Source organism: Saccharothrix luteola, assembly GCF_020859565.1.
Taxonomy (GTDB): domain Bacteria; phylum Actinomycetota; class Actinomycetes; order Mycobacteriales; family Pseudonocardiaceae; genus Actinosynnema; species Actinosynnema luteola.
This window is the reverse complement of sequence record NZ_JAJHUO010000019.1, coordinates 168599-183611: the sequence shown is the minus strand read 5'-3', so window position 1 is coordinate 183611 and position 15013 is coordinate 168599. Positions and strand designations below refer to the sequence as shown.

At 72.3% G+C, this 15013-nt stretch carries 12 protein-coding genes; 4 read left to right on the top strand and 8 right to left on the bottom strand.

Annotated features, from left to right (window positions below):
* Window positions 1-8: 8 nt before the first annotated feature.
* Entirely contained in the window at window positions 9-1322 is a 1314-nt protein-coding gene (locus LNK82_RS26265; protein WP_230569665.1) for an aminotransferase-like domain-containing protein, read from the bottom strand.
* A 95-nt stretch (window positions 1323-1417) separates the two neighbouring features.
* On the opposite strand from LNK82_RS26265, the gene LNK82_RS26260 reads away from it, so the two are divergent.
* Window positions 1418-2200 (top strand): alpha/beta fold hydrolase, encoded by a 783-nt coding sequence (locus LNK82_RS26260; protein WP_230569664.1) that lies wholly within the window; start codon window positions 1418-1420, stop codon window positions 2198-2200.
* Here LNK82_RS26260 and LNK82_RS26255 read toward each other — a convergent pair.
* Both LNK82_RS26255 and LNK82_RS26250 read right to left on the bottom strand, forming a co-directional pair.
* Entirely contained in the window at window positions 2197-3045 is an 849-nt protein-coding gene (locus LNK82_RS26255; RefSeq protein WP_230569663.1) for a serine/threonine-protein kinase, read from the bottom strand. The genes LNK82_RS26260 and LNK82_RS26255 overlap by 4 nt on opposite strands.
* 450 nt (window positions 3046-3495) lie before the next feature.
* Entirely contained in the window at window positions 3496-4446 is a 951-nt protein-coding gene (locus tag LNK82_RS26250; protein WP_230569662.1) for a lysyl oxidase family protein, read from the bottom strand.
* 214 nt (window positions 4447-4660) lie between these two features.
* On the opposite strand from LNK82_RS26250, the gene wecB reads away from it, so the two are divergent.
* The gene (wecB, locus tag LNK82_RS26245) at window positions 4661-5833 is read left to right on the top strand and encodes a non-hydrolyzing UDP-N-acetylglucosamine 2-epimerase (RefSeq protein WP_268997095.1); all 1173 of its coding nucleotides are present in this window, start codon (window positions 4661-4663) and stop codon (window positions 5831-5833) included.
* Here wecB and LNK82_RS26240 read toward each other — a convergent pair.
* Both LNK82_RS26240 and LNK82_RS26235 read right to left on the bottom strand, forming a co-directional pair.
* A complete protein-coding gene (locus LNK82_RS26240; protein ID WP_230569660.1) occupies window positions 5751-7061 on the bottom strand; it encodes an FAD-dependent oxidoreductase in 1311 nt (436 codons plus the stop codon). The genes wecB and LNK82_RS26240 overlap by 83 nt on opposite strands.
* Window positions 7061-7867 carry a glycosyltransferase gene (locus tag LNK82_RS26235; protein WP_230569659.1) on the bottom strand — a complete coding sequence of 269 codons (807 nt, stop codon included), beginning with the start codon at window positions 7865-7867 and terminating at the stop codon, window positions 7061-7063. The genes LNK82_RS26240 and LNK82_RS26235 overlap by 1 nt, the downstream gene beginning before the upstream one ends.
* Window positions 7868-8223: 356 nt before the next feature.
* Here LNK82_RS26235 and LNK82_RS26230 point away from each other — a divergent pair, with 356 nt between their 5' ends.
* Both LNK82_RS26230 and LNK82_RS26225 read left to right on the top strand, forming a co-directional pair.
* Complete coding sequence (locus LNK82_RS26230) at window positions 8224-9639, top strand: sugar transferase (RefSeq protein WP_230569658.1); 1416 nt, start codon at window positions 8224-8226, stop codon at window positions 9637-9639.
* Window positions 9640-9659: 20 nt separating this feature from the next.
* Window positions 9660-11063, top strand: coding sequence for a putative glycoside hydrolase family 15 protein (locus LNK82_RS26225; RefSeq protein WP_230569657.1), 1404 nt, complete (start codon window positions 9660-9662; stop codon window positions 11061-11063).
* A 68-nt stretch (window positions 11064-11131) separates the two neighbouring features.
* Here the strand turns inward: LNK82_RS26225 and LNK82_RS26220 are convergent, their stop codons facing one another.
* From LNK82_RS26220 to LNK82_RS26210, 3 genes are all read right to left on the bottom strand, one after another.
* Window positions 11132-12199: a glycosyltransferase family 4 protein gene (locus LNK82_RS26220; protein ID WP_308257273.1), complete on the bottom strand. Its 1068-nt coding sequence runs from the start codon at window positions 12197-12199 to the stop codon at window positions 11132-11134.
* 324 nt (window positions 12200-12523) lie between these two features.
* Window positions 12524-13612, bottom strand: a complete 1089-nt coding sequence (locus tag LNK82_RS47905) for a glycosyltransferase (protein WP_230569656.1) — start codon at window positions 13610-13612, stop codon at window positions 12524-12526.
* Entirely contained in the window at window positions 13609-14991 is a 1383-nt protein-coding gene (locus LNK82_RS26210; protein ID WP_230569655.1) for an oligosaccharide flippase family protein, read from the bottom strand. The genes LNK82_RS47905 and LNK82_RS26210 overlap by 4 nt, the downstream gene beginning before the upstream one ends.
* Window positions 14992-15013 lie beyond the last annotated feature (22 nt).

Below are 15013 nucleotides of genomic sequence, written 5' to 3'. Positions count from 1 at the left end.
GCGCGACTCTAGTCGACCTGCTCGTCCTCCGGGCTGCCCTCGGCGAGCGCGGCGAGCACGTCCAGCGCGGCGGCCAGGGCCGGCGCCGGCGCGGAGCCGAGGGCGAGGCGGACGGCGTTCGGCGCGTGGCCGGGCCCGACCGCGAACGCGGCGGCGGGCGTGATGGCGATGCCCCGCCGTGCCGCGGCGGCGACGAACGTCTCGGCCCGCCACCGGTCCGGCAGCCGCCACCAGCAGTGGTAGGAGCCGGGGTCGGCGCTGATGTCGAAGCCGGCCAAGCGGGCGCGCACGAGCTGCTGCCGTTCGTGCGCGAGGGCCCGTTTTCGGTCCACTATGGACGCCACGGTGCCGTCGGCGAGCCACTCGGTCGCGGCGGCGAGCGCGAAGTGGCCGACGGCCCAGCCGCCGGAGCGCGCGGCGGCGGCGACCCGGTCGACCAGGTGTCCGGGCGGGACGGCGAACCCGACCGTCAGTCCGGGCGCGAGGCGCTTGGACAGGCTGTCCACCACGGTCGTGCGCTCGGGCGCGAGCGGCGGCAGGTCGGGGCCCAGGAAGGCGTAGATGGCGTCCTCGATCACCTGGACGTCCAGCTCGCGCACGGTGTCGACGAGTTCGGCGCGGCGTCGTTCGGGCATGGTGGCGCCGAGCGGGTTGTGCAGGGTCGGCTGGAGGTAGACGGCGCGCACGTCGGCCGCGCGGAGGGCCTGCGGCAGCACGCCCGCGTCGTCCACCGGCAGCGGCACGAGCGTGATGCCCAGCCTGGTCGCGATCGCCTTCACCACCGGGTAGGTGACGGCCTCCACCCCGAGCCGCCCGCCGACCGGCACCAACGCCGACACGGCCGCCGCGATCGCCTGCCTGCCGTTGCCGGTGAACAGGACCCGGCGCTCGTCCGGCGTCCACCCGCCGCGTGCCAGGGTGCCTGCGGCGGCGGCGCGTGCTTCGGGCGTGCCGCGGACGCCGACCGGCGTGAGCGCGTCGCCGAGCCCGTGCCGGACGAGCCGGTCGAGGCCGGGCGCCAGCAGGGCGGGCTGGTCGGGCAGCACGCAGAAGTTCAGCTCCAGGTCGACCCGCGCACCGCCCGGCTCGGCCAGCGCGGGCTCGACCGGAGGGCGTGCGGCCCGCACGAACGTGCCACGCCCGACCTCGCCGACCGCGAGCCCGCGTCGGATCAGCTCGCCGTAGACGCGGGCCGCAGTGGAGCCCGCGATGCGGTGCCTGCGGGCGAACGCGCGTTGCGGCGGCAGCCGGTCACCCGGCTTGAGCCGGCCGGCCGCGACCTCGGCGGCGAGCCGGTCGGCGATCAGGCGGTAGTCCGCCACGCGTGCACCCCACATTGCACCGAGAGCATTGTTTTCATTGCACCGGGCATGGTGGCCTTCCTAGGCTTCTCCCGTCAACGGATGCTGGGGGGATCATGCGGGTCAACGACATCGACATCGCCTACGACGACGAGGGCGACGGCGTCCCGGTGCTGCTCGTGCACGGCCACCCGTTCAACCGGACGATGTGGCGGCCCCAGGTCGAACGGCTGCGCTCCCGTTACCGGGTCATCGCGCCTGACCTGCGCGGATACGGTGAGACGACGGTCGTGCCCGGCACGACGCCGTGGGGCGCGTTCGCCGACGACCTGATCGACCTGCTCGACCGCCTCGACCTGGACCGGGTGGTGGTGTGCGGGCTGTCGATGGGCGGCCAGATCGCCATGGAATTGCACCGAGCGCACCCGTCACGCGTCCGTGCGCTCGTGCTGGCGGACACGTTCCCCGAGGCGGACCCGACGGCGGCCCGCGACCTGCGGCGAGAGCTGGCGGCGCGGGTGCTGCGCGAGGGCATGGGTCCGTACGCCGACGAGGTGCTGGACAAGATGATCTCGCCGCACAACGTCGTCGCGCTGCCGGCCGTCGCCGAGCACGTGCTGGGGATGATGCGCGGCACGTCGCCGGAGGGCGCGGCGGCGGGCTGGCGCGGGCGCGCGGAACGGCCCGACTACGTGGACTCGCTGTCCCGCGTCGCCGTGCCGGCGCTCGTGGTCGTCGGCGAGGAGGACGAGTACACGCCGGTCACCGTGGCCGAGCGGATGCACGCGACCATCCCCGGTTCGACACTCGCCGTGATCGCCGGGGCGGGCCACCTGCCCAACCTCGAACGGCCGGCGGAGTTCACCGACGCGCTCGAGCGGTTCCTGGCGACGCTCTAGGCGGGACGAGCGGACGTCCGGGCGCCGCAGAGGAGCCGGTCGCGCGGCAGGGCCGCCGGTGCGGGGCGCAGCTTGTCGGCGACCTGGGCGGCCGTGGGGCGGCGGCGGGCGGACAGCGAGGTCATCGCCGCGAGCAGGCGGGCCAGGCCGGCGGGCACGTCGTGCGGCACGTGGGGCGGGCGGTGCAGGCGGGCGATGGCGGCCTCGACCCGGTTGCCCTGGTACTCGCGGTAGCCGGTCAGGCACTCCAGGAGGAGCAGGCCGAGCGCGTAGACGTCCGCGGGCGGGCCCACCTCCTCGCCGCGCACCTGCTCGGGCGCCAGGTAGGCGGCGGTGCCGACGACCTCGGTGGTCTTGGTGATGCGGGTCGAGCCGAGCGAGCGGGCCAGGCCGAAGTCGGCGAGGTAGGCGGTGTCGGAGCCGTCGAGCAGGACGTTCGACGGCTTCACGTCGCGGTGCACGACCTGCTGTTCGTGCACGTGGGCGAGGGTGTCGGCGAGCTGGTGGCCGAGGGCGCGCACCTGCGCGGGCGTGAACGTGCCGTCCAGCAGCCGGTCGCGCAAGGTCGTGCCTTCGACCAGCTGCATCACCACGAACGACGTCCCGTCGCACGTGCCGACGTCGTAGACGGACAGCAGCCCGGGGTGCGACAGCCCGGCCAACGTGCGGACCTCGTTGTCGAACCGACGCCCGTCCACCTCGTCGCCGTCGAACACCTTGACCGCCACGAACCGGCGGAGCAGCAGGTCCCATCCCCGGTGGACCTCCGCCGCACCGCCCGTGCCGAGCTTGCCGGCCAACCGGTAGCGACCTTCGAGCACTCGGTTCTCGGTGGCCAACGACATGGCCTCACCCTTCGGTCGCAGATCCGGACGTCTGGCGAATTCCCGGAGGGCGGGGCCGCCAAACGCCGGCGCGACCGGGTATCCGTCCTCCTCAGAGGACATCCAGGCGACGCCCGGCGGCCCGGACCCCGGCCCGGTGCCGGCAGGCACTCGACCGGTCAGCCGCACATCACGTCGGCGGTCGGCCCGCCCGGTCGGCAGCGCAACCCTGCCCAGCCGTCGGGGTTGCCCGGCGAGTCGACCGCCCAAGCCGCTCGCCGGGTCGGCCACGCAAGCCGCTCGTCGGGTCGGCCACGCACGCCGTCCCCAGGTCGGCAGCCCAACCCGGGGTTGCCCCAGCGGGTCGGGCGCGCAGGTCCCTCGTCAGGTCCGTCGGCGCATCCCTCAGCGGTCCCCGGCGCATCCGTCGACAGGCCGCTCGGCAGCTCTCTCAGCCGACCACTCGGCGCGTCAGTCGCGCAAGGTGGCGCACTGTTCCGCGCCGGGGCAGTTCCGCACCAGCCGCACCTGCGGCGGCATGGTGATCGTGGCCGGCGGCTCGGTGGCGTTGCCCGGCCAGCGGATCGAGATGGTCATCGCCGAGGCGTTGTTCGCGTACGACTTCTCGACCAGGGTGCGGTCACCGTTCACGATGTTCACCACGTCGTACACACCCGACGGCACCTTGGTGATGTCCAGCCACTGGAAGTCGACCGTGTGCGGGTAGTCGTCGCCCGAGCCGACCGAGATGCCCTGCACCACGCTCAACGCCTCCGGCGCGTGGTGGCCGCACCGGTTCGTCCGCAACAACGCCGCCAACCGCCCCTGCGGGCTGTCGTCCGCGGTCGGCCGGTTCGGCAGGTGGCCGCTGACCGCGTACCGGTCGCCGAGGCAGAAGCCGGTCTTCCGGTCGGTCACCACCGTGTCACCCGACAGCGTGCGGAGTTGGAAGTGCTCGAAGCCGAGCAGGTGCCAGTGCTCGTGCGTCACCGCCGGCTCGTAGTACATGGTGGCCGGGATGGGGTGCTGCGCCCGCGCGTAGTCCATCGGGATCGAACCGTCCACAGCGGACTGGAACGCCTGCCGCGCGGTCATCTCCCGCTGCCCGACGTCGCGCCTGCTGCCGTGGATCACCAGCGGCCCGTCGCCGACGTTGTCCGCCGATGTGGTGAACCTCAACCGGACCGCCCCGATCGGGCCCACTTGCACGCACTCGCCGTTCGGCGCGGCCGGGTCGGCGACCGGGCACACGTCCCAGTCGACGCACCGCGACGGGTCGCCGGAGTACCCGCCGCTACACCCCACCGGCGCCTGCCGCAGGTCGGGCAGCAGCACGGTCCCGGACGCCTGCGCGTGCGAAGGTCCCACCACCACGGCGACGAGCAACGCCGTGGTGATCAAAGCCGCGTGTCTTCGGAACATCACAAATCCGTCCACTCCAGAATGATCCACTCACCAATCTACTGAGCCGCACCGACAACTCGAGCGCCACCACGTTCAGATTCACTCGATCGACTGAGCCACAAGGGAAATCCGCCCCCGTGACTCTAACCTTCACCGCGATCGCGCCCCGGGCGCGCGTCATCCGCGACTGGAGGTGGGTCCGATCGACCAGGGAGTCCCCGGCACCGTCACGATGGTGTGCGGCACCAGGCCGGAGCTGATCAAGCTCGCGCCGCTGATCCGCGTGATGGGCGCCAACGCCACCGTCGTCTACACCGGACAGCACTACGACACCGCGATGTACCACCGGATCCGGCAGGACATCGGCCGCCCGGGCCGGTTCCACGAGCTGGCCGTCGGGGGTGGCAGCCGCGGCGGTCAGCTCGGCGCGGCCATCGCGGCGGTGGACGAGCTGCTGGCGCAGCACCCGACCAGGGCGGTGATCGTGCAGGGCGACACGACGTCCGCGCTCGCCGGCGCGTTGGCCGCCAACGCCAACGACGTGCCGCTGGTGCACGTGGAAGCGGGGCTGCGCAGCTACGACCGGGCGATGCCCGAGGAGCACAACCGGGTCGCCATCGACCACCTCGCCGACCTGTGCTGCGCGCCGACCTCGCTCAACCACGCCAACCTGCTGGCCGAGAGCGTGCCCGAGGAGCGCATCGCGATCACCGGCAACACCGTGGTCGAAGCCCTCCAGACCGCGCTGCCGGGCCGTGACGAGGAGGCCGTCGTCCTGGCCGCGCACGAGCTCGAGCGCGACGGCTACGTGCTGGCCACCGTCCACCGGCCGGAGAACGTGGACGACCCGGTCAACCTGGAGACGATCCTGCGCGAGCTGAACCGCCTGCCGCTGCCGGTGGTGCTGCCCCTGCACCCGCGCACGGCCAAGCGGGTCGAGGCGTTCGGGCTCACGGCCCTGCTCGGGCGGCTCAAGGTCGTCGAGCCCCAGGCGTACCCGGCGTTCCTGGCGCTGGCCCGGTGCGCCGCCGTGGTCGTGTCCGACTCCGGCGGCATCCAGGAGGAGGTCAGCGTCCTCAAGCGGCCGGTGGTCGTGGTGCGCCGCAGCACGGAACGCCCCGAGATCGAGGGCACGTTCGGCACCCTGGTGCCGCCGGGACCGCGGGTGTGCGCGGAAGTGCTGCGGTGGCTGGACGACGTGGCGGGCCACCGAGCACGCCTGGAGCACATCCCGTCGCCCTACGGCACCGGCTCGCCGTCCGCCCGGATCGCCGACGCGCTCCGGCAACTCGTCCGCGGCGAACCGGTGCACGCCCGGCGGCTCAGCCCGGAACAGGTTGTGGTGCCTCCGCCAGCCTCGCGGCGACCCGTCGCGCCAGTCCCGCACTCGAGTTCCAGCTCGTGACGTCCGGGTAGACGTGCGCGGTGGTCGCCAGCAGCAGCGGGGTGCCGGCGACCACCACGGGCGGCCGGCGAGCCAGGTACCCGAGCGGGTACACCGGTTCCACGAACGGCGCCTTGAACACCCGCACGTCCTCCACGTCCTCGCGGCACAACGCGGGGTGCAGGGCCAGCAGCTGCGAGGTCCACCGCGCCGCGATCGCCGCGTCGTCCTCCTGGAACAGCGCTGACTCCCGGTCGGTGTACCGCATCGCGTAGACGAGGTGCCGCCCGTCGTACCGCTCCACGCCCGCCAGCGGCGTCATCTGGATCAGGCCGTCGAACTCCGTGCCGGACCGCACCACCGGCGTCCAGTAGTGCCCGGACAACGGCCGGCGCAGGAAGAACAGCGCGTTCACCACGCCCTGGTACGGCAACCGCACGTCGGGCAGCCGCGCGGCCAGGTCCTCGTCGGCGAGCCGCCGCAGCAGCGGCAGGGGCAGCGTCGACACCACGTGGTCCGCCGACACCGACTCGCCGCCGTCCAGCGCGATCCGCATCCGCTCGCCGGTCACGCCCATCCGCCGCACCGGCGCGTCCAGCCGCACCACCCCGCCACCGGCCTCGATCGACGCCCTCAGCGCGTCGATCACGGCCCGGTAGCCGCCGTCGGGGTACCCGCGCACCGACACGGCGCCTTCGCGCCCCAGGCGCTGCCACAGGTACAGCGCGGGCACGTCGCCGAAGCGCGCGCCGAACTTCGCGCCGAACAGCGGCGCGAGCAGCAGCTCCCACACCCGGTCGCCGTACAGGCCGCGCAACCAGTCCTCGGTGCGCGTGCGGTCGAGGTCCTTGCCCTTGCCCAACCGCCGCAGCAGCACCGAGACCGCGCCGAACCTCACCCGGTCGGGAACGCCCAACGGGGTGAACTTGAGCAGGTCCAGCGCCGTGTTGAACGGGAACGCGCGACCGTCCACGACCATGCCCATCCGGGTCGGCCGCCAGGTGATCGAGTCGCGCAGCCCGAGCTCGCCGAGCAGGTCGAGCAGGTGGTCGTCGGTCGGCATCACGCAGTGGTAGAAGCGCTCCACCCAGCGGTCGCGCCACGCGAAGAACGTGCCGAGCCCGCCGAGCTGGTCGCTGCCCTCCAGCAACGTCACCCGCGTGCCGGCGCGCACCAGCCGGTGCGCGGTGGCCAGGCCGCAGATGCCGCCGCCGACCACCACCACGTGCCCGCGGTCCGCCCGCCGCATCACAGCGCCCGGTACGGCGCGGGCGTGAGCCGGTCGCGGACCAGCAGCTTCACGTACTGCCCGACGGTGCGGGCGATCCTGATCTTGCTCGGGCCGTGCTTGCGGTCGTAGCGCAGGGCCAGCGGCACCTCGGTGACGACCGGCCGGCAGTGCCGCAGCTTGAGCAGCAGCTCGACCATGCAGGCGAAGCCGCGTTCCTCGATCAGCCGCTCGCCCCAGTGCCGCTCGGCGCGGGCCAGCAGGCTGACCCGGTAGGCGCGGAAGCCGCTGGTGCAGTCGCGGACGCCGTCGAGGTGCAGCACGCGGCGGAACAGCACGGCCGCGCCGCGCGACAGCAGCCGGCGCAGCGGTGGCGCGGTCGCGTCGTCGCCGCCGTCGACGAACCGGGAGCAGATCACCAGGTCCGCGCCGGCCGCGATCTCCCGCTCCATCCGGTCGATGAGGGCCGGGTCGTGGGTGTCGTCGGCGTCCATCACGACGACGACGTCCTCCTCGCCCGCCTCGGACAGCACGGCGCGCAACCCCGATCGGACGGCCTGGCCGAGGCCGAGGTTCACCGGGTGGCTGACCAGCCGGACGTCCAGGCCGGGCCACCCCTCGGCGACGACCTCGGCGGTGCCGTCGGACGAGCCGTCGTCGACGACCCAGGCGGTGAGCTTCCCGGCGGGGGTCGCGTCGGCGAGCCGGGTCAGCAGCGGCGGCAGCGAGGCCGCCTCGTTGTAGGCGGGCAGCACGACGTGGGCGCGGGCGTGGGTGCGCGCGCCGTCGGAGAGGGCCGGTCCGCCCTGTTCCGACGTGGCGCGCACGTCTCCTTCATCGACGCTCAATGGGCCCCATTTCACTGGATGGCGGATGACGGTCCAGAATTATTCGCCTCCGGACCGCGACGGGATTCGACCACCCCGGCGGTATCTCGTCGCACGTCTGGATGAATTACCGAAGGAGCTGAGCCCGACCGTCACCAGAAAGGAGAACAGTGATCACCGAAAGAGTGAATTAGGTCCTCAGCATCACGCTTGATACACACCGAGTGAGCAGATAGTCCCGTTCGGATGGTCTCGAACGGGTGACCAAATAATCGGCTTCATGGCGGGAAGGACGTCGTCCGAATGTGGTGTGGCGTGGACGGGACGCGCTCGGTCCCTGGCAAGGGCGGTCCGAGGTGAACGGGGTCGGCTCGGCGACCACCCCGACCCTGGTGTCGCGGTGGCGGCAGCAGAGGCCCCGCGAGGCGGCGGGATCGGACCTGCTGCGGCGGGTGAACGCGGTGGCGGTGCTGCTGGTCGCGGTGGACGCGACCGCGGTGGTGGCGGTGGCGGCCCGGTACTCGCCGGGCTCGGGGTGGACCGCGGTGGTGGCGGCGGCGCTGCTCGGCGTGCGGGCCGCGTGCCGGCTGTACCGGCGGCGGCTGTGGCTGTCCTGGTTCCACGACCTGCCGCGCTCGGTCGGCGCGACGGCCGTGGCGTTCGCCCTGGTCACGCTGGCCGGCCTGGTCAGCGGCGCGCCGCCGGGCACCACCCTCGCCACGCAGTGGGCGGTGCTGGCGTTCGCCGCGCTGAGCGAACCGGCGCGGCTGCTCGTGTTCGCCTTCGGCCGCTGGTGCCGGCGGAAGTTCGACCGCTGCGACCGCACGATCGTGGTCGGCGCCGGGAAGGTCGGCGTCGACCTGGTCGGCGCGATGCTGGCGCACCCGGAGTTCGGCCTGCGGCCCGTCGGGTTCGTCGACCCGGAGCCGGCGCTGGACCGCGAGGCCCTGCCGGTCGCGCTGATGGACGAGGCCCTGTCCGACGCGATCACCCGGTTGGGTGTCGGCACGGTCGTGCTGGCGTTCTCGCACGCCCGCGAGTCGTCGGTGGTCGACTCGGCCATCGCCGCGCACCGGCTCGGCTGCACCACCCTGGTCGTGCCCCGGATGTTCGAGCTGTACCAGGACGGGCCGGACATCGAGCGGCTGCGCAGCTACCCGCTGATGCGGCTGGGCACCGCGCCGACCAGCAGGCCGAGCTGGTGGGTCAAGCGCGGCATGGACGTGCTGCTGGCCGCCGTGGCGCTGGTCGTGCTGTCCCCGGTGATCGGGCTGTGCGCGCTGGCCGTGCTGCTGGAGAGCGGCCGGCCGGTGATCTTCCGCCAGGTCCGGGTCGGGATGGATGATCAGCCGTTCGTGCTCTACAAGCTGCGCAGCGTGAGAATGAACGGCGAAGACGATTCCCAAGTCACCTGGTCGGTGGTCGGAGATCGCCGGGTCGGGCCAGTCGGACGATTCCTGCGTAGCAGTTCGCTGGATGAACTGCCCCAGTTGTGGAACATCATCAAGGGCGACATGTCCATCGTCGGACCGCGTCCCGAACGACCGGGTTTCGTCCGCGAATTCTCGGCGATCCACGAGCTATACTGGGCCCGGCACCGCGTTCCGACGGGGCTGACCGGGCTCGCGCAAGTGCACGGGCTGCGGGGTGACACGTCGATTGTCGACAGGTCTCGATACGACAACTACTACATAGCCAACTGGTCGTTGTGGCTGGACGTGAAAATCCTGTTGCAGACGGTGGGTGAGCTGTTGTGCCGAAGGAATCGCTGAACCGGCGACGATCCCGCCGCGTGCTCGGCCTGGTGTGCGCCGCGGCGCTCCTGGTGCCGAGCGCGGCGTGCACGACGACCGCCGCCGCCGGCAGACCGACGCCACCGCACGCCCCGCTCGGTCCCGTGCCGAAGCCGCTCGCGCCGTGCGGCTGGTGGTACGGCATCGGCGAGCCGCCGACCGGCCGGGACATCACGTTCGCCGCGCAGCACTACAGCCTGGTCGTGCTCAACGCGACCGAGACGTCGTCGCTGCGCCGGCTCAAGCAGCTCAACCCGAAGATCAAGGTGCTGGTCTACAAGGACTTCTCGAGCGCGCGCAACTACCCCGGCGCGGTCAACGGCGAGGTGGACGCGCCGTTCCTGCCGACCGGCATCGGCTACTTCAAGGCGCAACGCGAGAACCCGAACTGGTTCGCGGTGGACACCAAGGACAACCGGATCGAGTGGAACTCCTACCCGAAGCACTGGCAGATGACCGTGTGGGACCCGGCCTACCAGAAGGCGTGGAGCGAAGCGGTCACCGCCGAGGTGGTGCGCGAGGGCTGGGACGGCGTGCTGGCCGACAACGACTTCAGCTCCCTGAAGTACTACTCGTCGGCCGTGCTCAAGGGCACGGAGGACGCCGCCGAGTCCGACCGGATGATCCGCGAGGGCATGGACGCGTTCCTCACCACGGCCGGTGACGCCCTGCACAAGGCGGGGAAGATGCTGATCCCGAACGTGTCCGAATCCCACCTGACCGCGGGAAGGTGGACGGCGCACTCGCGCTACGACGGCGCGATGGAGGAGAACTTCGGCCTGCGCGACAACGGCACGGGCGAACTGCTCACGTTCAAGGGCAACGAGTGGAAGGAGCTGCGTTCGCAAGCCGCCCTCGGCGAGACGTGGCTCCTGCTGATCACCCACACCAAGGGTGCCAGGGAGGAACGCATCGGCTACGCCACCGCCGCCCTGCTGGCGAGCCCGCACACGTGCTGGTCCGGCGCGACCACCAAGGACTACCGCAACCCCGACTGGTCGCGGTACCAGGAAGCACCCCTGGGCGAGGCGACGGAAACCGCGAACCGCCTCCCCTCCGGCGTGTGGGACCGGCGCTTCACCGGCGGCTACGTGGCCGTGAACCCGACCGGACAACCCGCCAGGATCACACCACCACCCGGTCTGGTGAACATCGACGGCGGCGCCGCCGCCCCGGCCACCGTCGAGATCGCCGCCGGCGACGCCATCGTCCTCGTCAACCGCACCGGCATCACCACCACCGTCGCCACAGCCACCACCACCCCAACCACGAGCAGCCCCGCCACCACCACCCCAACCACCACCAACCCCGCTACCACCAACCCATCCACCACCAACCCGTCCACCACCCACCCCAGCACCACCAAACCCGTCACCACCGCCCCACCAAACCCTCCTTCGTAACCACCGCCTCACAATCGCCGCACAACGGCATCACCGGTCATCACTTCATCATCGGCTCAACCCATGAGCTACTCATGAGCCACCGATGAGCTACTCATGACCTCGCGGTAGAGGGCGAGGTGGCGCCGCGCGCAGACGTCCGGCGCAAACCTCTCCCGCGCCCGCTCAGCGAACTCCAACCCGATCCGCGCCGGATCGGGATCCGCGAACAACTCACGCAACCGAGCAGCCAACCCCTCGACGTCACCGGGCCTCGCCAACGCCCCAACCGCTCCCCGGTCCCCCAGCATGTCGGCCACCCCACCGGTGTCCGTCGCCACCACCGGCTTGCCCGCTGCCATCGCCTCGGCCACCACCAACGGCTGCTGCTCCATCGTGGACGGCAGCACGAGCGCATCGTGGTGCCGCAACAAATCGGGCACATCCGTCCGGAACCCCAAGAACTCCACCCTCCCACCCAACTCGCGCGCCAACGCCTCGGCCTTCCCCCTCTCTGGCCCATCACCCACCACCGTCAACGTGGCGTCCGCCGGCATCACCCCGGGCAACGCCAACGCCGCCAACAACGTGGCCAACCCCTTGCGCTCCACCAACAACCCGACGAACACCAACCGCCGCACCCGCCCCACCGGCGGCTGCGCGTGCGCGGGCTCCACGCAGTTGTCGATGTGCGCCAACCTCGACGCGGGCACCCTCAACCGTCCCGACAGGAACCGCCCCATCGCCCGCGCCGGCACCACCGTCCGGTGCACCGCCCGCGCCACCACCGCATCGGCCCCCAACACAACCCTCGTATAGGCAGAGGGCCTCACCGCCCCCGGCACACCCCGGAACCACTCCTCACCCACATCATCCGGCACACCGTGATAGGTCTGGATCACCTTGTGCCGCAACCGCAACCCCACACTCACCAACCCCGCCCGCCGGTCCTGCGCGTGCACCACATCCGGCCCCCACTCCCGCACCACCGCCCGCGCCCGCCGCCCAGCCCGGACATCAGCCTTGTCCCCCACCTCGACAACCTCGTGGTGCCCGCTCAACACCTCCACCCCCCGCCGAGGCAAGGGCCCGAACACCCGCACCTCCGCCTCCCCGGACCCAATCACCGCCCGCGCCAACCGAACAGTGACGTCCACCGGCCCCCCACTGTCCTGCGTCAACACATACGCAACCCTCAAATGCTCACCCACCCTGACCACCAATCCTCTCAACCACAACGGACCCGAAACATCCCACCGAGGCCCGATTTGACATGGGTTCGGCCTGCCTTGAGTGCCCGTAAGGGCCCCATGTCAAATCGAGCCGGGCTTGACCCGAGCCCTGAACGTTGAACTCGGGGTACCTGAACGTAGGACTCTCGCTCTCCGAACGTAGGACTCTCGCGTTCTGAACGTAGGACACACCCGACCTGAGTGTTCGACACGCGGGACCTGAGTGTTCGACACGCGCGAGCGTCCGACTCACCGCGCCCCCACCAACAACTTGTCCACCAGCGTCGCGATCTGATCCGCCACCTGCCTCCGATCGAACAGCAGCTCCACCCGCCGCCGCCCGTGCGCACCCTCCAGATCAGCCGCCGACGGATCGGCCAACCGCACGGCCACCGCCTCCGCCAACCCCTCGACGTCACCGGCCGACAACACGGCCCCCGCCTCCCCCACGCTCTGCCGCACCCCGCTCACGTCGAACGCCACCACGGACCGCCCGCACGCCATCGCCTCCAACGGCACCAAGGCCATCCCCTCGGCCCGCGACGGCAGCACGACCACGTCCGCGGCGGCGTAGAAGTCCGCGACCGAATCGTCGTGCCCCCACCACCACACGGACCCGTCCTCGCAGGCCGCCCGCCACCTCTCCGCCATCGGTCCGTCCCCGACCAGCACCAACAGCGCGTCCGGCACCTGCTCCCGCACCGCCGGCCACGCCGCGAGCAACTGGTCCTGCCCCTTGTAGGGCACCAACCTCCCCACGCACACCGCCGTCGGCACGTCCGGCAGCCCCAACCGCCGCCGCGCCGCCGCCCGGTCGCCCGGCCGGAACCGCTGGACGTCCACGCCGTTGCACACGACCTCCGCCGGCCCCCGCACGCCGGCAGCACGCCCGACGGCCAACTCGTCGTCGCTCACGCACACCAGCTGGTGCGTCCACCGCGCACCGACCCGTTCCCAGACCCGGGCCGCCCACGCCACCACCCCGCCGGCGCTCTGGAACGACCACATGTGCGGCTGGAACAACGTCGGCCGCCGCCCGCGCACCACCAACCGCCCGACCAACCCGGCCTTGGAGCTGTGCAGGTGCACGACATCCGCCTCCAAGTCGCGCAGCACCCGCCGGAGCCGCACCGCCTCCCCCACCGTCCCGATCCCCGGCTGCCGACTGGCCCGCCACGCCCGCACCTCCACACCCAGTCCACGCGCCCGTTCGGCGAGCGGCCCCGGCGGGGACACCACGGTCACCCTCCACCCGAGGTCCCGTTGCGCACGGGCGAGTTCCAGCACCACCGCCGCCACACCCGCCGTGACGGGTTGGCTCACGTGCACGACCCTCACCGACGCACCACCTCCGGGTTCGCCGCCAGCACGACCACGACGCACACCACCGCCAACACGACCCCTTCGCCCAACGCGGCCACCACGGAACCGGGTGGCCCGAACACGTCACCGACTCCGAACGCCACCGCCGCGCAACACCCGGCCGCCGCGACCACCCCGCCGGCGCCACGCGCCACCGAGGCCAACGGCGGGCCGATCCCCCGCCGCGCCAACGCCCACCACGTGCACGGCACCACCAGCCACGCCGCCGCGACCTGCACCAGCGCGACCGCCACCACCCCGTGCCGGGTGAACACCACCAGCCCGCCGACCAGCAGCACGAGGTGGCTCACCTCCAGCGCCAGGTAGCGGCGCGCGTGCCCGGCGGCCTTGAGCACCTGGTACCACAGGTGCAGCAGGCTGATCCCCAAGCCGTACAGGCACAACAGGGCCAGCGGCAGGGCCGCCTCCGCCCACCGCGCCCCGAACACCACGACCCGGTCGGCCAACGCCGCCGTCACCGCGTACAGGCCGCCGGTCACCGCCAGCACGGCCGACGTGAACCGTCCGACCACAGCGGACAGTCCCTCACCGTCGCGGATCAGCTTGGCGCACAAGGGCAGCACCACACCACCCAGCACCACCGCCACCAGGATGTACGGCACCCACGCGATCCGGTAGGCCAACGAGTAGACGCCGACCGCCTCCGGCCCGTGCACCCGGGCGATGGCCAGGTAGTCCACGTTGATCAGCAGCACGGCCACCACCGCGCCCGGTCCGACCACCGCGATCCACCGCGTCGCCTCACCGGCCGCGCCCGCGTCCCACACCGGCCGCACCCGGACGCCGACCGCCACGCCGAGCACGGGCTGCGCCACCGCCGTGCACAGCAACCCGACGACCAGCGAGTACGGCCCGGCTCCCGTCACCGCCAGCACGACCGTCACCGCCGCGCCGAGCACCGCGCCGCCCGCGTCCGGCAGCAGCCGACGGCGGAAGTCCAGGTCCCGGTGCAGCAGCCCCATCTGCACACCGGCCACCGCCGAGAACGGCAGGCTCACCGCCGCCAGCCGCACCAGCGGCGCGACCGACGGCGCGTCCAGCGCGTGCGCGATCCCGTCGGCCGCGAGCACCAGCGCTAACGCCAGCACCACCCCCGCGCCCGCGCTGAGCACGAGCAACGTGCCCGCCGCCCGGCGCGGGTCCCGGTCGGTGCGGCTGACCACGTCGTACACGCCCATCGACTGGACGACCTGGCCGATGTTGACCAGCGCGACGGCCAGCGCCACCAGCCCGAGCCCTTCCTCGGTGAGGAACGCGGCCAGCACCAGCGTGACGGCCATCTGGCTGCCCTTGCTGACCAGGTTGACCAGGAACAGCCAGAGCGACCCCCGCACGGCGCGCCGCCCAACCCCCGAT